This window comes from Colwellia psychrerythraea 34H (assembly GCF_000012325.1).
In the GTDB taxonomy this organism is placed as follows: domain Bacteria; phylum Pseudomonadota; class Gammaproteobacteria; order Enterobacterales; family Alteromonadaceae; genus Colwellia; species Colwellia psychrerythraea_A.
Genome location: NC_003910.7, coordinates 2,043,004 through 2,061,280, shown reverse-complemented (window position 1 = coordinate 2,061,280; position 18,277 = coordinate 2,043,004). Strand labels below are relative to the sequence as shown.

Sequence of the window (18,277 nt, the reverse complement as noted above, 5' to 3'; positions counted from 1 at the left end):
GTTAAATAGCGTTGATGAGCTAAATAAGTTAGCACGATTCTAATCACTATGGTGACATCTAAAAAGTTACCATAGTGCCTCCAGCCCTAAGAAAGTAGCCATGACCAGTCAATGTTTTCACTGTAATGAAGCCGTTCCCCACGGAATTAACCTCTCGGTTGAAATCAGCCAAATTCAACAACCTATGTGCTGCATTGGTTGCCAGGCAGTAGCTCAAACTATCGTTGATAATGGCCTAACTAAATATTATGCAGTAAGAACAGAGCCGGCTCATAAAGGCCAATCTCTTGTCCCTGAACAATTACAAAAAAACAAATTACTTGATGAAGCTATCTTACAAACCGAGTTTATTTATCAAGACAATGATTGCAAAGAAGCCATATTAACGATTGATGGTATTAGTTGCGCTGCTTGTGCTTGGCTTATCGAAATGCAATTGGAAAAGCTCAAAGGTTTAGTCAAGATAAACGTCAATGCGACTAGCCAACGAGCGACAGTTAGATGGCAAGATGATGCATTAAAACTCAGTGAAATATTACAGGCTATTGAGCATATTGGTTATCAAGCACTGCCTTTTAAAGCCAACGAAGCAGAACTAAGAAATAAAAAACAAAGCAAAGCTTTTATCAAACGTCTAGGTATAAGTGGCATCTTAATGATGCAAATAATGATGATAGCCTTTGGCCTTTATTTTGGTGCCTTCTCTGAAATGGCTGAACACAATAAAGTTTATCTACGCTGGGTTAGTTTCATCTTAACAATTCCTATTATTTTTTATGGTGCCTTGCCCTTTTATACAGGGGCAATAAAAGCGATCAAAGCAAAGCGCTTATCCATGGATGTTCCCGTTTCTATTGCTATCCTTTTAGCTTTTAGTGCAAGTGCCTGGGCAACAATTACTCAGCAAGGAGAGGTGTATTTTGAATCGGTTTCCATGTTCACCTTTTTACTGCTCATCGGTAAATTTTTAGAATTTAGAGCCCGATCACATGCGGCGCAAGTCTCTGCCAATTTATTGAAATTAATGCCTATGACTGCAACTAAAGTGATTGTGTCGAGCGATAACATCGTCAAAGAAACACAGAACAACGAGTCACAAACTAGAGAAGTATTAGTTGCCGCGAAACAACTTATTCAAGGCGACCTCGTTATCATTAAACCAGGTGAAGTGGTACCTGCTGATGGCGTCATTCTTTCTGGGCTAAGCCAACTCAATGAAGCCATGCTCTCTGGCGAACAAGTACCTATTAGCAAAACAATCAATGATAATGTCTTTGCTGGGACACTCAATGGTGACGGTAATATTACCGTGCAAGTGAAACAAGCAACAAATCAATCATTTTTAAGCCAACTGATCCGCTTAAGTGAAGAAGCTCAAGCACATAAACCTAAAATAGCAAAATTGTCAGATAAGATTGCCCAATACTTTGTCGCTCTTATTTTATTAACTTCCATAGCAACCGCTATTTATTGGCAGCAACATATGCCAGAGGAAGCTTTTTGGATCACCCTTTCTGTCCTTGTAGCGACCTGCCCTTGTGCACTTTCATTAGCAACACCTACCGCCTTAACTTGTGCAACCACTCATTTAAATCGAGCTGGTATTATGATCAAAGGTGGTCATGTTATGGAAACCATGCCAAAAATTGACTGTTTTGCTTTTGACAAAACAGGCACCTTAACCACAGGTGAATTTACTATTGATAGGGTTGAGTTAATCAATAACGATTCAAGCTACAACCAAGGACAGATTCTTGCCATAGCTGCAGCATTAGAAGCTCATTCAGAGCATCCTATTGCTAAACCATTTGCCGAACATAGAGATTACAACTTAACTGCACAAGAAGTTAAAGTGCATTCTGGACAAGGTGTTACCGGTACGATAAATACTATTGATTATGCCATTGGTAAATACTCTTGGTTGGAAAATAGTCTTGCTGAAGAAGACGGTCAAGCAAAGTCACTTAAGATTAATGTAAACGGTGCTAGCTGTATTTTAATAGCCAATAAAGAAATTATTGCCGTATTTTATCTCATTGATAAGATTCGTGACGAGGCTTTTGAAGTGATCTCTGAGCTTAATAATCACAATAAAACGCTGTTATTATCTGGCGATAGTCAAATTGCTTGTGACACTATTGCGCAAACATTACCCGTAAATACTGTATTGGGTGGACTGAGTGCTCAAGATAAAATGGAACAGATTAAACAGGTCCAAGCTCAAGGTTATACAGTAGCCATGGCGGGTGATGGCGTGAACGATTCACCAGTATTTGGCGCTGCCCATATTTCTATCGCAATGGGCTGTGGCGCAGATATCACTAAGAGTGGTGCAGATGTTATTTTGCTCAATAATAAACTGAACAGCATCGATACTTTGATAAAAGTCGCTCACCGAACTCGTCGAATAATTTTACAAAATTATTTATGGGCTTTTGGTTATAATGCTATTGTATTACCGTTAGCTGTGGCTGGTTATATAACGCCTTACATGGCTGTTATTGGCATGTCAGCTAGCTCTATTTTAGTTATTACTAATTCATTACGTTTACTTAAAAAGTAAGCTAAGAAATAAGCTAAATAGTCAGCGGGGCAATGAGTTAAAAGCAAAGTGCTGCCCTAGAGATAAACTTAACACGCGAATCAACTTAGTCATGAGTAAAATATGAGTATTATTTATATCCTAATTCCTATAGCCATATTATTAACTGCTTTGGGCATTTACCTCTTTTTCTGGGCAGTTAAAACTGAGCAATTTGAAGACTTAGAAAAGCAAGGCATGAGTATTCTTTTTGATGATGAACAACAAAATGAAGTCACCGAAGAAAAGCCAAAGAAAGAAATAGAAGACACTAAGCAAAGCTCAGATAACCAATGAGTTTAGATGTTTTTTCTGCCTTTATCATTGGTTTGCTTGGCTCTGGTCATTGCTTAGCTATGTGTGGTGGTATAACTACCCTGCTGACTTCTGCTATTAATAAACCGTCAAATTTGCCAACCACTAAAGAAAGCCTGCAAGGCGACATTCCTGTCAACGTAACCTCAGCACCATCAGGTTGCTCGCCCCAAGCTTCCCGTTTAAATCTAGTCTTCTTATATCATGTTGGGCGCATTGCTAGTTATTGCCTAATTGGCGCAATTGTAGGTTTTACTGGCTCTATCGCCGCTAAAAATGTAGGTTTACCTATTGCAGGGTTACGCCTAGTTGCGGCACTTTTTCTTATTCTTTTGGGCCTTTATATAGGTCAGTGGCTTTTATGGTTAAATAAGATTGAATCTTTGGGCAAAGGTTTATGGCGCTATTTATCTCCTTTAGCTAAACATGTCATCCCAGTGGATACTCCTAAAAAAGCGTTAGGTTTAGGGGCTTTGTGGGGTTGGTTACCTTGTGGTTTGGTGTATTCGACACTCACTTGGGCACTTGCCAGTGGTAGTATTTTAACTGGTGCAGCTATTATGCTTTGTTTCGGACTAGGTACTTTACCCGCATTAATTGCTTTATCCCTAGGTATCGACAGCATAAAAAATCTACTAGTCAATAAAGTCTTTCGAAAAATGATGGCTATTTCTCTTATTACCTACGGTATCTACAGTTTTGTTGTTGCATATCAAGTAATGTTCTAATAACATATACTTGTCTTAAAGTAGCGTAAATAGCTACGTCACAGAGTAATATTATGCAAAATAAAAGTTGTCCAACGATACAACATATCAAGTGTCAAAATTGTAGCATTAGTGAGCTATGTTTACCTTTCTCTTTAAATGATAAAGAACTTGATTCTCTTGACAGTATTATTGACCGCAAACGGCCTATTCACAAGGGCGATAAAATTTTCCATGATGGTCAAGAAATGCATGCCTTGTATGCTATTCGTTCAGGTACATTCAAAACTTTTACCGTAAATGAACAAGGCGAAGAACAAATTACTGGTTTTCATTTAGCCGGTGATTTACTTGGCTTTGATGCGATTGCTGAAAGCCAACACCCTAGTTTTGCCCAAGCACTTGAAACATCAATGGTCTGTGAAATTCCTTATACAAATCTAGATGAATTATCTAATACTATGCCTAAGCTTAAAAAGCAGGTATTGCGATTAATGAGTCATGAAATTAAAACTGATCAAGAAATGTTAACCCTGCTAAATAGAAAAAATGCAGAGCAACGTGTTGCGACTTTCTTGGTGAGCTTAAGTGAACGATACCACGCACGTGGTTTATCATCGACAGAGTTTCGCTTAACAATGACTCGAAGTGATATCGGTAATTATATTGGCTTAACTGTTGAAACGATTAGCCGTTTATTAAATCGCTTCCATAAAAGTGGCTTAATTAAAGTCGATGGTAAATTAATTTCGATTATTGATATCGACAAGCTTTGTGATACTGCTGCCCTATAGTTCTATCTGCCTTCCTGTTATAGGTTTATTATCGCCCCAAAGATAATAACCCTATAACAAAATAAACTTGATTTAAAACAAGCATTAATTTGTCAACTTTGCTATAAATAAACTAACGTTATTATTTAGTTTGCCAGAGGTTGCCATGGACATGTACCAAAATATCCTTGTTGTGATAGATCCAACAACAGATGAACAAAAAGCCCTTAAAAGAGTCATTGATCTCGCATCAAGAATTAATACTGCCGCTCCAGATCAGCAAACAAATATTACTGCTTTTTTTAGTATTTTTGATTTTTCTTATGAGATGACCACCATCTTATCCAGTGGCGAGCGCGACACCATGCGCCAAATGGTTATTAAAGAAAAACAAAAATGGCTAGATGACATCATTGCTCTAAGTAATAGCCCAATAACTATTACCAGCAAAGTTGTTTGGCATAATCGCCCTTTTGAAGCCATTATCAACCAAGTCATTGAGCATAAGTATGATTTAGTGGTCAAAGGCACCCACCAACATGATAAATTTAAATCTGTAGTATTCACGCCAACCGATTGGCACATTTTGAGAAAGTGCCCATGTCCTGTACTACTTGTTAAAGAACATGAATGGCCTGAACAAGGTAATATTTTAGCCGCTGTAAATGTTGGTAGTGATGAAGCTGAGCATATCTCTTTAAACGAAGCCATTACTACACAAGCAAAAAATATTGCTCAATTAATCACTGCAGATGTGCACTTAGTTAATTCATTCCCAGGCACTCCGGTAAATATTGCCATTGAAATCCCTGAGTTTGACGCTAGCGAATATAATAGTGCTATGCAAGCACACCATAAAGAAGCTATGAGCAAGCATGCTAATAGCTTTGATATCCCATTAAGTAATACTTATGTCGAGGAAGGCTTACCTGAAGCGGTCATTGAACAAGCAGCCCTTAAGATTGATGCTGAATTAGTTATTTTAGGTACTATCGGTCGAACTGGTATTTCTGCAGCACTGATTGGTAATACTGCTGAACATGTTATTGACCAATTAGACTGTGATGTTTTAGCGTTAAAACCTGATGGCTATATATCACCACTTGATGTTGAGTAGTAATTAACTTTATTTACCTAACCTCAACTTTAATTATAAAGCTGAGGTTAGGAATAATTAATAAGCTTTGTTTGTGAAAATCGTCTCAAATTTAGATGAAACATATTATCTGCTTGTGACATAGAAATTGGCTCAAAGCGTACTTTATCACCTTGGCGTAACTGTGAAAGTTTAGCGCAATCTTGTGAGATAACGGCACCAATTTTAGGGTAGCCACCAATAGTCTGTCGATCATTAAGTAAAACTATTGGCTGACCATCTGCTGGTATTTGCACAGCACCATAACAAATCCCTTCCGATAAAATACCATCTACATCAGCCCTTATCGCACGACCTTGTAAACGATATCCCATGCGATCCCAATGTTGACTAATTTGATATTCACTTGAGAAAAATAATCTTTTTTCTATACTTGAAAAATGAGCTTGCTGGTAACCTAATACCGTATGTAATGGAACTTCATTAGTATATTGTGGTTGATCATTTTCGGCTAACATTAGCGGTTTTAACCTATCATCAGTTTTAGACACGGTTTGGCAAGGTAATACGTCATTTTTGACCAGTTTATCACCATTAATGCCACCTACCGACTCTCGACAAACCGTGGCTGTACTGCCAAAATTTGGCTTTATAGTAAAGCCTCCCGCTACTGCCAAATAACAACGCACACCAATTGGGGTGAACCCTAAACTAATAGTATCTCCTGCTTTAACCAGAAAACTTCGCCAACATGACTTTGGTTGACCGTTTATAGTCAGTGGCATCGGAGCGCCTGTAATCGCAATAACACAATCAACTTGCGCAATAAGCTCCAAGCCTCCCAGACTAATTTCAATAGCCGTTGAATTGATTGTATTACCACATAATTTATTGGCCCAATAAAAAGCTAAAGAGTCTGTAGGACCGCCATTAGTCAGTCCTAAATTAAAGGCACCATAACGCCCAGCATCTTGAATTAAACTTAAGACACCGCCATTGGTAACGATAAACCCTAAAGCATCCTTACTTACAGTCATTTGAACTCACTTGATTGGGTAAATTACCACCTAACTCAAGGTACTGCTGTTTATCTATCTCGACAAATTTCACCCTATCTCCGACTTCTACAGGCATCGTAGGCTCTGCTTGTGCGTTAAACATATCAATCGGGCATAAACCAATGAGATTCCAACCACCTGGAGATTGCGCTGGATAAACGGCAGTTTGTCTATCGGCTATAGCAATGGCGCCTTTGGGCACTTTTAGCCGTGGCGTAGTTAATCTGGCCATGGCTATTCGCTTATCAACTTCACCTAAATAAGCAAAACCAGGGGCAAACCCTATAGCGTACACTCGATATTCCTGCGCTTGATGTAAGTTAATAACCTGTTCAACAGTCAATTTGGCATACTTGGCAATGCGTTGTAAATCCATGCCTGATTCAAGCGAATAATAAGCGGGTAACTCAACTAATCGACCCTGCTTATTACTTGCATTACTGCATTGCTTCAATAACCTTTTTAGTTTATTGCGCAAATGGTGGTGATCTATTTCAAGTAAGTTAAACACCACTAAAATGGAGGCGTATGAAGAAATGAGGTCAATTATTTCAGTTGAAAAATTTTGACGAATAAGCTGTTCTGCCTGGTGAACATTACTGCTGATACTTGGAGTAATAATTGACGACTCTTGTCCTTTATCTGAAAAATATAGCATCAAGGAATTTTCACCGGCAATTTCAAGGCGAATACTGTCATTTATCAGCGTTGACATTAGCTCAGCAGCTCTTTAATTTCACGAATAGCCTGTACACCGGCAATATTATCACCATGAACACATAAACTATCTACGCTAAGCTTGAGCACTTTACCTGAGATGGTGGTCACGGTGCCTTGCTGTGATAATTGTTTAACTTGGGCAAGCATGGCTTCTTTATTTAACACTGCCCCCGATTGACTACGTGCTAATAATCGACCTTCATCGTCATAACAACGATCTGCAAATGCTTCACTATAAATAACGAGACCAAATTTATTTGCCTGCTCCCTATAAGACTCAATATCTGCCGTTGCTTGTAACATCAACGCAAGTGTTTTTGGATATTGAGCAAGCGCAGTTAAAATAGCTTCAAACACTTTAGGCTCTCTCATCATGTCGTTATAGAGTGCACCGTGGGGTTTTACATAATCTAGCGATAGCCCTTGAGCACTTGCCATACCGTCAAGTGCTGCCACTTGATAATGTATAAGCGCGATTATTTCTTCTGACGAACAAGCCATTGTACGACGGCCAAAGCCAACTAAATCAGGATAACTAGGATGCGCACCAATACTGACTTGGAATTGCTTGGCTAATGCCAACGTATTTTGCATCACTAAAGGATCACCAGCATGAAAGCCGCAGGCAATATTTGCCTGATCAATATGAGGCATAACTTCATTATCGAGTCCCATAGACCAAGCACCAAAACTCTCACCTAAATCGCAGTTTAATTTCATACTCATGACCTTGTCACATTTCTTTATAATAAACATTTAGAATATAGCGATTATATACCCGTTACCAATCAAAGTGCAGAATTTCAGTGGGAATTAAAACCACTTTAGGCAAGGTAAATAATTTAAACATAGTCACTCAAATATTGAATGACAGGTACAAAAAAGCCGACGAGTTACACAAGTCGGCTAGGGGGATTAACTTAACCACATATTTAGTTAAACTTTAACACCCAACTCACGTAAACGTTCGAGTAGATAACTCGCTTGAGTATGTTTATCAGATAACACCACTTCACTACGTGGATGCAAAAACAAAGGCAATGAAATTCTAGACTTATCACTGCCCTTACCTGTTGGGTTGATAACTCGATGACTTGTTGATGGAAAATACCCAGCTGATGTTTCTTGTAACATATCACCAATATTAATTATTAGATTACCAAAGTCAGAAGGAACATCAATCCATTCACCATTTTGACGTTGAACTTGTAGACCTGGTTCATTCGCTGCAGGCAATATAGTCAATAAATTAATATCTTCATGTGAAGCTGCTCTAACAGCGCCAGCTTCTTCATTACCCGTCAGTGGTGGGTAATGTAAGATGCGTAACAATGTATTTGGCGTCTCTTTAATCATATTAGATAAAGTTTCAGAATATTTATCTGCTATGTCCGCTGGACTGTACTCTTCTACCCAGTCAAGTAACTCCGCTGCAAGCTCTGATGCTAAACGATAATATTCAAAGATTTCATCATTTAGCTGTGCAGGAATACGTCCCCAAGGGTAAACATGGAAATACTCTTTTATATCTTTTTTACTATGACCTTTTGCCGTTTCAGATATCTCAGATGAGAAATAGCCATCTTGCTTTACAGGATCAAAAGCAAATGCATGTTTCTCTTCGCTTAAGAAAAATTCTTGCCAATTTTTGTAAATTGATTCAACTAAACTTTGTTTTATTGGATGATTAACAAGCACAGCAAACCCAGTTTCATGTAAACTTTGAACAAACTTTTCTGCCGCGTCTTTTGCGGTGTAATCTACAACTAGTACTTGCATAATTTTACTTCTCTTTGCCGATAATAATGAGATTTTACTCTTTTCTCGATTTTGTTCAACAGCAGCAAGATAAAAACCTGACCACTTGGTTCGTTTACTTTATGATAACTAATACCAAGTTGATTAAGTTATTTCCCACTCAGCGAGAATTAAAAGGCTTAAAGGTAAGGCATAGATTGAAGAGAATGGTTATTCCCTTGTCAAAATCAATAACGCAACATATAAGCCTTTTAAACTCGTCCTTTGGAAGCTAATTAGCAAACTGATAACAGCGTAAAATGAATAAAATATAGAATAACTATGTTTAACAAATTTTTCTTGCTCTAAGCTCGCTAATGTAGCTCTGAGTAAGGAATAAATTTAAACAAATTGGTATAACTTGCATCAATTCCCATTCTTCGCTAGGTTAGATTTATTTCCTTTATTCTTAATTTAATTTTAAAAGGCTACTGATGACTTTCAGCATTTACTTATGGAAAAAGCGTTGTTTACACATTACCTTTTTATTGCTTTCGACTACTAGCTCAACACTTTGGGCACAAACAGTGGTTGTACTGGCCGATACACCCTATAGCGATAAAGAGAAACAAATGATGCAAGGGCCCGGTGGTATTCTATATAGTCTTATTAATGAAACCAATCCTACTGTAGTTATGCATCTTGGGGACTTTAAAAGTGGTGGTAAGTCATGTACTGACGACTTATTAAAAGAGCATAAAGCACTGTTAGCTCAAATCTATCCAGGTAAAATTATCTACACCCCTGGAGATAATGACTGGACTGACTGTGATCGTTCGTCATTACTTTACAGCTTTAATGAATTAGAAAGACTCGATTTCCTAATAGAATTGATGTTTAAAACGCCGCCATTGTTAACCAAAAACTTACCTTCAATTATTAGTCAAGAAACACAAATAGAAAATAAGTTATGGATTAATGACCGCCTAGCAATAAGTACTTTACATATAGTTGGAACCAGTAATGGTAGGGCTAATATCGATAAATCAAAGCAAGAGAATGCTATCAAAAAAGTTGATGAGCGAGACAAAAACAATCTTACTTGGTTAAAAAACATTGAAGAAAAAGCAAAAGATTTTGATGCGATAATTATCGGTTTTCAAGCTGACATTTATCAACAGTCAGTATTAGAGAGTGGCTCATGCGATAATTCATCCTTAACAGCTTGTGACGCATTTGCTGTGTATCGCCAAGCGTTTAAAGATCTAGCAAAACGAATCAATAAACCAATACTCATTAGCCATGGTGATACCGGAGAGTTCTGCTTTGAGAAGTTAGACAGCAACCTATGGCATTTAAATGCTGCGGGTGATTTTCAATATCTTGATGCCACTCAAGTTATCTTTAATAAGGAATCACCTGATAGACCCTTTATTATAAACGGTCTGATTAATCCAGACTTACCCACTATTGGTTGTTCAAATTAATGAAAGCATACACAGCAATAATTTTTTATACCTACAGGTTGTGCCTTAACGTAAAAATAGTGTAATGTTGCAAAATATAAATCCTGACCTAATGGTTAAGTAAAGCAATAACTATAAGTTTGGCTGATAGTTCATATTCAAACTAAACGTTGAACTTAAAAGAGAATTATTGATGAAAAACGTAATATTAACAACAATCGGACTGCTATTAATTCTGTTCAGCAGTTTTAAAACTCAGGCCGAAGAGATAAAAGTTGCTTCATGGAACATCGCTTGGCTAGGCTCTCATGAGTACAACCATCGTACCGACGCTGATTACAAAAAATTAGCCAAGTATGCCAAACAATTGAATGCTGATGTTATCGCTTTGCAAGAGGTTGAGAGTGAGTATTGGGCACGCAAAGTTTTTGGCAATGATTATGATTATTACTTTTCTACCAAAGACTGGGTTCAACGTGTTGGCGTGGCTATTAAAAAATCACAACACTTTACTGTTGAAGCTAAAGAATATAAAGCCTTAGATGTCGGTAAAGTACGCCATGGCATGGATATTACGCTAACAAAAAATGGTAAGACATTGCATTTGTTAGCCGTACATTTAAAATCTGGCTGTTTTGCTGCGCCATTAGATAGCAGTAGTGTTAAGGCAATGCCGAGTACATCAATTAAAGAAGAAAAACGTAAAGAGGCCTGTACCAAACTTAGTAAGCAAATATCTCCGTTAGAGCAATGGATTGATTTACATGCAAGCCAAGACGCTGCGTATATTGTTTTAGGTGACTTTAATCGACGTTTTTCTCAAGATATCGCTTTAAAATACTCTGAAGATAAGGGTTTGTGGCAAGCATTAAATGATGATGGAAAAGAAACGCTATGGACACCAACCATGACAGCTAATTCTGGTTGTTGGGGCGGTTATTATAAAGAATACATAGACCATATTATTTTTAGCCCTAAGGCCAAAGAAAAGTATATTGAATCTTCATTTGAACAACTTATTTTCAAACCTAAATACACTAAAGAATTATCTCGAAACTTAAGCGACCATTGCCCTATATCAGTAAAGGTTAAGCTTTAACTTTTAGAACACACTAATGAAGTCTATAATTAATAAGAATGTAACGTGGGTAATGTTCAAAATTCAACGGCATAACTTTATCCACAACACTTTCACTGCTAGGACAAACTTTTATCATGTTTAATAATCAACTTCCCCTCGTCGATTTACATCGTCATTTAGATGGAAACATACGCCCAAAAACTATTTGGCAGTTAGCACAACAAAATAATATTAAATTACCTGAAGACAACTTTGAGGCATTTATCCCTCACGTGCAAATCACTGACAGTGAAGCTGACCTGCTTGCCTTTTTGAAAAAGCTTGATTGGGGTGTTGGTGTGCTAAAATCCCTAGATGATGTAGTACGTATCGGTTTTGAGAATGTGGAAGATGCTTATAACGCTAATATTGATTATGCTGAATTAAGGTTTTCTCCCTATTACATCGCCATGACGCACAACTTACCAATAGAGGGTGTGGTAGAAGCAATTATTGAGGGGGTAAATCAGGGTAGAAAAAAATTTACCACTAAAATTAATTTAATGGGCATTTTAAGTCGTACCTTTGGTGTTGAACACTGCCAAAGTGAACTCAATGCCCTGCTCGCTTATAAAGATGATTTAGTTGCAGTTGACCTCGCGGGCGATGAGTACAATTTTCCAGGCAGCCTTTTTGAAAGTCACTTTAAACAAGTAAACGATGCAGGCCTTAATGTTAGTGTCCATGCCGGTGAAGCCGCCGGGCCTGAAAGTGTTTGGCATGCTATAAAAACACTGGGTGCAACGCGCATTGGTCATGGTGTGGCTTGTGCTAAGGATCAAGAATTAATGGACTACATGCGAGAAAATAAAATAAGCATAGAGTCTTGCCTTACTTCAAACTACCAAACAGGAACGATTAAAGATTTGGCAGTACATCCAGTAAAAACATTTTTAGCAAACGATCTTACAGTTTGCTTAAATACTGACGACCCTGCCGTTGAAAATATCGAGCTCGCTGGCGAATTTCAAGTAGCACGCGAAGTACTTGGACTCAATACAGATCAAATCACCCAATTACAACGAAATGCGGTGCAAATGAGCTTTTTATCTGAGCAAGAAAAGACAGCACTGCTCAACATTAAACAATAAACACTAAAATAAGGCTAAAATAATGGGGTCTACTTGAACCGGACTTCACTTAGCATTATTATTAACTGCGCAATGTTTATAGATGAATAAACACTGCGCAGTACTGTAAAAATCAGTAAAATAAATACTTAATTAAGTAAAAATTAACATCAACTTTATCAGTAAAAAATCCTTGATAGCAGCATGAATGATTCTGTTCTGGCTAGAAACTTACTGAGTTACACTTAACCTTAAAAGGATAACTCTTATGCCAACACCACATATCGAAGCACAAGACGGCGAATTTGCAGAAACAGTACTAATGCCTGGCGATCCACTTAGAGCAAAATTTATTGCCGATAACTTTCTAGACGATGCTAAATGCATTACACAAGTACGCAATATGCTTGGTTACACAGGTACGTATAAAGGTAAGCGTGTCTCTGTAATGGGCTCAGGTATGGGCGTACCAAGCATATCTATTTACGCTACTGAACTTTATAAAGATTATGGCGTTGAAAAAATCATACGCATCGGCTCTTGTGGCGCAGTAAGAGATGATATAAAGATTCGTGATATTGTTATTGGTATGGCGGCGAGCACAGACTCAAACGTTAACAGACAACGTTTTCACAATGTAGATTTTGCTGCTTGTGCCGACTTCTCTTTATTAAAAAGTGTCGTTGATACCGCTGAAAAACTCGGTAAACCTGTACATGTAGGTAATATTTTTACTGCTGATTTATTTTATACGCCGCAACCTGAAAAGTTTGCAACCATGGAAAAGTATGGAATTTTAGCGGTAGAAATGGAAGCAGCCGGCCTTTATGGTGTTGCTGCTGAATATGGTAAAAAAGCACTTACCGTATTGACCGTTAGTGATCATATAAAAACAGGTGAGAAAACTACTTCTGAAGAAAGAGAAACTACGTTTAAAGATATGATGGAACTTACATTAGAAAGCGTACTATAGCTTTCAAATTCAGTTTTCGTTGTGTTAAAGAAAAGGGTTAGCAAAATGCTAACCCTTTTTTATTTCTCAAATGATGAGATTTAAACGCTAAAAGAAAGACACTTTAAATGCTGCGCCAACAAAACGCTCTTCGTTAACCATGCCTGAGTTATTATTGAAATCAACACCACCAATAATCACTTCCTCATCGGTAAGGTTACGCACAAATGCTGAAACTTCGTACTCATTATCACCAGAAATCCAGTTATAACCAGTACGTGCGCCAACTTCTATTAAGGCTTCACCTTCAAACTCCTCGGCTCTATATAAAAAGAAATCAACTTTGCCACGGTAAGTTAAATCAGTATGCGCAAAAAACTCTCCATCTCCAATCTCTTTTACGTAGCTTAAGGTTAAGTTTGAAATCCATTCAGGTGCATTAGGTAAGCTGTTACCGTCAATATACGCCATAGTAGTTGGGCCAAAATCGCCTGGAACTTGGAAGGTTGGATCAGTTACAGTACATGTACCAGAACCACAAGCCGCAACGGCTAGACCGTCATCATCAATTTCTGTTTTATTGTAGCTGATGTTGAAAGTAGCAATAATGTTATCAGTTAGAATCCATTCTGAATCTAGCTCAATACCATAACCGATAGTACCATTTGAATTTAACAATGTGTTTGAATTCGAGGTTCCACCTACTGCCGTTAATTGTTGATCATTCATATCAAAATAATAGACGGATGCATTAACTCTACCTCTCCCTTCTAAAACATCAGATTTTAATCCAGTTTCATACGATGTAATCGTTTCTGAATCAGCAACACTCACATTTTGGTCATAAAGCACACGACCTTGAATGCTTGGTGCTCTAAAGCTATTGGCGACACGAGCATACCAATTTATATTTTTGTTTATTTTATAAGTACCGCTAATATCCCAACTTACGTGGCTATCGCTTACATCAACAGACTCAGAGAAATTACCGCCATCTGCTCCTGGTATAAATGGATGATCTAATAACTCAGCCGTAAAGTCTTTCTGATCGTCAGAGTAACGAAGGCCTACTGTTATTGCTAAGTCTTCTGTGAAATCGTAATCAACAGAGCCAAATACTGCCCAAGCTGTTGTATCTTGATACTGTGTTGATTCACCGTTCTGTGCGCCGTGCGCTGGGTCAGATGGTGTTGATGTACCATCTCGAGTAAAATAATCATAAGTATTAATAATTAATTCTTCACTAAAGTAGAAAAGACCCACTTGATAATTAAGCTTACCTGCAAAATTGGAAGCTAAACGAAGCTCTTGCGTATATTGATCATGCTCAGGAATTTCATCCGCTGTTTGAGCCCCCCACCATACTGCATTGGCATCACCTGCAGGAGGAAAACCGTTATAGCCGCCATCAACATCAGCTCTAGAAAATATCTCAGCGCTTTCCCAAGCCGTGATAGACGTTACAGTGTAATCATCAATATCCCACTCAAGCTTTAAACTACTACCTTGAGTTGATACATCCTGAGTTGCAAATTGACCTGCATCTTGATAAACGACATCAGCTTCAAAGTCACCGCGAATATTATTAGTCCCAGGAGTAGCAATATTGGGATGAAAAACAATAGGCGAGCCATCAAGGTCTCTAAAATGATAATTAAACAATGCGCTAAAAGCACTACCTTCATATAAAAACTGAATACGGGCAGCATTATCATCATAACCACCTAATTGGTCTTTTTTCTCAAAGCCAACTGCTCTATTATCGATATAGTCACCCTTTGATTGATGCAGAGCAGACACCCGAACTGATAAATTATCAGTTAAACCACCACCAATTGCGCCTGATGAATCAATTGCGCCACGAGTACCATAAGAAATTGCAGCATAACCATCAAAAGACTGTGTTGGCTTCATTGAATCAAACTTAACTAAGCCAGCTGGCGTATTACGTCCAAACAACGTTCCTTGAGGCCCACGAAGCACTTCGACTCTTTCTACATCAAAGACAGGAAAACCTTTTAAAATTGGATTTTCTTGAACAACATCATCCACGACATAGGAAACAGGCTGTGAAGCATTTAAGTCAAAATCAGTATTACCTAAACCACGAATATAAAATCGGGGAAAGCTTCGTCCATATGAGGACTCTACCGCAAGACTTGGAATACGAGCACTCATAAAGCGAATATCCATCCCCCCAGAGCTGTAAGCATCAAGATTTTCACCTTGTAAAGAAGAGACAGAAACCGGAACTTCTTGAACATTTTCAACACGTTTACGTGCAGTAACCTCAATGACTTCTAGCTTATTCTTATCCACTTCTTCTGCTGCTAGGGCACTAGCAGAGAAACCAGTAACGCTCGCAATGATTGACGCCTGCACACAAAGTGACAATACGCTTTTTTTAAATATTTTCATTTGTTTACTCCCAGAACTGTTTTTGTTATTTATTATGTTTTATGCTTTTTATCTTTTGTTTTTATTATGTTTTATAGTGTAGTAGAACTTATACAGGTTATTGAATTAATTGCGGTAGAACTTCCCCCTACCATTCACTGTACTTATAACTTTATTGTTTTATTACTTACTGTATATCTCTGACAGAAAGCTTGTGCCGTAGTCCATTGCTTCTACGTTAAATAACTCGGCGACACTTTGTCCTAAATCAGCGAACGTCTTACGGTTACCAAGGTTTACAGAGTCAATCTGATGATGATAAGCAATAATAGGTACATACTCTCGAGTATGCTCAGTACCAGGCCATGTTGGATCACAACCATGATCAGCGGTTAAGAATAGTACATCCTCCGCAGACATCGCATGAAAGAGCTCAGGTATACGAACATCTAGTGCTTCAAGCTCTTTTGCATAACCGATAGCATCGCGTCTATGACCAAAATCTTGATCAAAATTAACCAAATTAGTGAAAATGAGTGAATTGTCTTGTGCGGTATTAATATGATCCAAAGTGGCATCAAAAAGTGCATTGAGCCCAGTCGCTTTTGTTTTTTCATCAATGCCTTGATGAGCGAAAATATCAGCAATTTTACCAACACTGATAACATGAGTTCCTTCCTGTGATATTTTATCAAGTACCGTAGGAGCTGGCGGTAACACTGAGTAATCTCTACGGTTACCTGTTCTAGCAAAGTTATCAGCACTATCTCCTACAAAGGGTCTAGCAATAACACGTCCTATATTTAAATCACCAAGTAACTCTCGAACCGTTTCACAGTATTTATAGAGGTTATCTAAACCAAAATGTTCTTCATGCGCAGCTATTTGAAAAACGCTATCGGCCGAGGTATAACAAATCGGTAAACCTGTTTCAATATGCTCTTGTCCTAAACGGGTAAGAATTTCGGTACCTGAAGCATGACAATTGCCTAATATGCCATCAAAACCCGTTTCACGATTAATATCGTCAATTAATGATGTGGGAAAGCTACTGTTTTTATCGGTAAAATATCCCCAATCAAAAAGTACAGGTACGCCTGCCATCTCCCAGTGACCACTGGGCGTATCTTTACCAGTACTTATTTCTTGTGCAAAACCATAAGCACCTTTACTTGGTTCTTGACCCTGATAAGGAAATGTTTGATTAGATGCTTGTTCACAAGCCTTTATCATTCCAAGTGCCGATAAGTTGGGTAAGAAAATCTCTTTACCTGTTTCTTCATAATAAGCACGAGCTAGGTTAGCAAACGTATTTGCGCCCACATCACCAAAATCAACAGCATCTGGAGAATAACCGATACCCAAGCTATCAATAACTATAATTATTGCACGAGCCATAATGTTTCCTTTTTACATTTAATCACAATGATTAAAATAATTTGTCAAAAACTATGACCAACTGGTCAAGTTGTGTTAATTTATCATCTTTACAATTAAGGGTAAATAGAGCTTTATCTTGTCGCTGATTATTTATCTAAACTATAGAGAATATCTTGCGCCAATTACTAACAAAGCTCAAGATAGTAAAAAATTCTTAATTATTGATATTTGCTTTAACTACAGGCTGAACATTGAAACCAATTAAACCAACAATTATTGCTATCGCTGGCCCTTCGGCCTCAGGCAAGACTCTTTTTGCCAAAACAATACATGATGAGCTTATTGATGAGCTTGGTGACAGTGGTATTTCTATTATTTATGAAGATGCTTATTATCGTGACCAATCTCATTTGTCCATGCAAGAGCGTGAGCAAACTAACTATGATCATCCCAGTGCATTTGAACACGAACTTTTATCAGAGCACTTAAAAAAACTCACTGAAAATCAGATGATTAATAGTCCTGTTTATTGTTACAAAACTCATACCCGGCTCGATGAGAGTAAAAAGTTTTTACCCACTAAAATAATTCTAGTTGAAGGTATATTACTTTTATCTAACAAGGAATTAAGAGAGTGTTTTGACATTAAGGTCTACATGGATACACCATTAGACATATGTCTCATTAGAAGAATTAAGCGAGATTTAGTTGAACGTAACCGCAGTATTGAATCGGTCACTAACCAATATTTAGCAACGGTTAGGCCAATGTATTATCAATTTATTGAACCCTCTAAAGCTTGGGCTGATATTGTTATTACCCGAGGAGGTAAAAATAGAATGGCAATTGAGGTGATCAAAGCAAAAATTCGACAACTTTCACAATTACCCCCACAACAATAAATA

The 18,277-nt window shown here is 37.8% G+C and carries 16 protein-coding genes; 10 read left to right on the top strand and 6 right to left on the bottom strand.

Annotated features, from left to right (window positions below; translation table 11 throughout):
* Positions 1-100 precede the first annotated feature (100 nt).
* From CPS_RS08820 to uspE, 5 genes are all read left to right on the top strand, one after another.
* A complete protein-coding gene (locus CPS_RS08820; RefSeq protein ID WP_011042814.1) occupies positions 101-2,563 on the top strand; it encodes a heavy metal translocating P-type ATPase in 2,463 nt (820 codons plus the stop codon).
* 102 nt (positions 2,564-2,665) lie between these two features.
* A complete protein-coding gene (gene ccoS, locus CPS_RS08815) occupies positions 2,666-2,878 on the top strand; it encodes a cbb3-type cytochrome oxidase assembly protein CcoS (RefSeq protein WP_011042813.1) in 213 nt (70 codons plus the stop codon).
* On the top strand, positions 2,875-3,624 hold the full coding sequence (locus tag CPS_RS08810) for a sulfite exporter TauE/SafE family protein (protein WP_011042812.1): 750 nt from the start codon (positions 2,875-2,877) through the stop codon (positions 3,622-3,624). The genes ccoS and CPS_RS08810 overlap by 4 nt, the downstream gene beginning before the upstream one ends.
* Positions 3,625-3,677: 53 nt before the next feature.
* Positions 3,678-4,397 (top strand): FNR family transcription factor, encoded by a 720-nt coding sequence (locus CPS_RS08805; protein ID WP_011042811.1) that lies wholly within the window; start codon positions 3,678-3,680, stop codon positions 4,395-4,397.
* Between the two features lie 145 nt (positions 4,398-4,542).
* Positions 4,543-5,493, top strand: coding sequence for a universal stress protein UspE (uspE, locus tag CPS_RS08800; RefSeq protein WP_011042810.1), 951 nt, complete (start codon positions 4,543-4,545; stop codon positions 5,491-5,493).
* A gap of 47 nt (positions 5,494-5,540) precedes the next feature.
* Here uspE and CPS_RS08795 read toward each other — a convergent pair whose 3' ends face one another.
* From CPS_RS08795 to CPS_RS08780, 4 genes are all read right to left on the bottom strand, one after another.
* Positions 5,541-6,509 (bottom strand): biotin-dependent carboxyltransferase family protein, encoded by a 969-nt coding sequence (locus CPS_RS08795; protein ID WP_011042809.1) that lies wholly within the window; start codon positions 6,507-6,509, stop codon positions 5,541-5,543.
* A complete protein-coding gene (pxpB, locus tag CPS_RS08790; RefSeq protein WP_011042808.1) occupies positions 6,496-7,245 on the bottom strand; it encodes a 5-oxoprolinase subunit PxpB in 750 nt (249 codons plus the stop codon). Before pxpB ends, CPS_RS08795 begins: the two co-directional genes overlap by 14 nt.
* Positions 7,245-7,970, bottom strand: a complete 726-nt coding sequence (locus tag CPS_RS08785; RefSeq protein WP_011042807.1) for a 5-oxoprolinase subunit PxpA — start codon at positions 7,968-7,970, stop codon at positions 7,245-7,247. Before CPS_RS08785 ends, pxpB begins: the two co-directional genes overlap by 1 nt.
* A 216-nt stretch (positions 7,971-8,186) precedes the next feature.
* Positions 8,187-9,029 carry an isopenicillin N synthase family dioxygenase gene (locus CPS_RS08780; protein ID WP_011042806.1) on the bottom strand — a complete coding sequence of 281 codons (843 nt, stop codon included), beginning with the start codon at positions 9,027-9,029 and terminating at the stop codon, positions 8,187-8,189.
* Positions 9,030-9,481: 452 nt separating this feature from the next.
* Here CPS_RS08780 and CPS_RS08775 point away from each other — a divergent pair, with 452 nt between their 5' ends.
* From CPS_RS08775 to deoD, 4 genes are all read left to right on the top strand, one after another.
* A complete protein-coding gene (locus tag CPS_RS08775) occupies positions 9,482-10,474 on the top strand; it encodes a hypothetical protein (protein WP_049757821.1) in 993 nt (330 codons plus the stop codon).
* Between the two features lie 172 nt (positions 10,475-10,646).
* A complete protein-coding gene (locus tag CPS_RS08770) occupies positions 10,647-11,552 on the top strand; it encodes an endonuclease/exonuclease/phosphatase family protein (RefSeq protein ID WP_011042804.1) in 906 nt (301 codons plus the stop codon).
* A gap of 116 nt (positions 11,553-11,668) precedes the next feature.
* Entirely contained in the window at positions 11,669-12,664 is a 996-nt protein-coding gene (gene add / locus CPS_RS08765) for an adenosine deaminase (protein ID WP_011042803.1), read from the top strand.
* 247 nt (positions 12,665-12,911) lie between these two features.
* Positions 12,912-13,616, top strand: coding sequence for a purine-nucleoside phosphorylase (gene deoD, locus CPS_RS08760; RefSeq protein ID WP_011042802.1), 705 nt, complete (start codon positions 12,912-12,914; stop codon positions 13,614-13,616).
* A gap of 87 nt (positions 13,617-13,703) precedes the next feature.
* On the opposite strand, the gene CPS_RS08755 is transcribed toward deoD, so the two are convergent.
* Positions 13,704-16,013 carry a TonB-dependent receptor gene (locus tag CPS_RS08755; RefSeq protein WP_011042801.1) on the bottom strand — a complete coding sequence of 770 codons (2,310 nt, stop codon included), beginning with the start codon at positions 16,011-16,013 and terminating at the stop codon, positions 13,704-13,706.
* A gap of 162 nt (positions 16,014-16,175) precedes the next feature.
* A complete protein-coding gene (locus CPS_RS08750) occupies positions 16,176-17,390 on the bottom strand; it encodes a phosphopentomutase (RefSeq protein ID WP_011042800.1) in 1,215 nt (404 codons plus the stop codon).
* 233 nt (positions 17,391-17,623) lie between these two features.
* On the opposite strand from CPS_RS08750, the gene udk reads away from it, so the two are divergent.
* Positions 17,624-18,274, top strand: coding sequence for a uridine kinase (udk, locus tag CPS_RS08745; protein WP_011042798.1), 651 nt, complete (start codon positions 17,624-17,626; stop codon positions 18,272-18,274).
* Positions 18,275-18,277 lie beyond the last annotated feature (3 nt).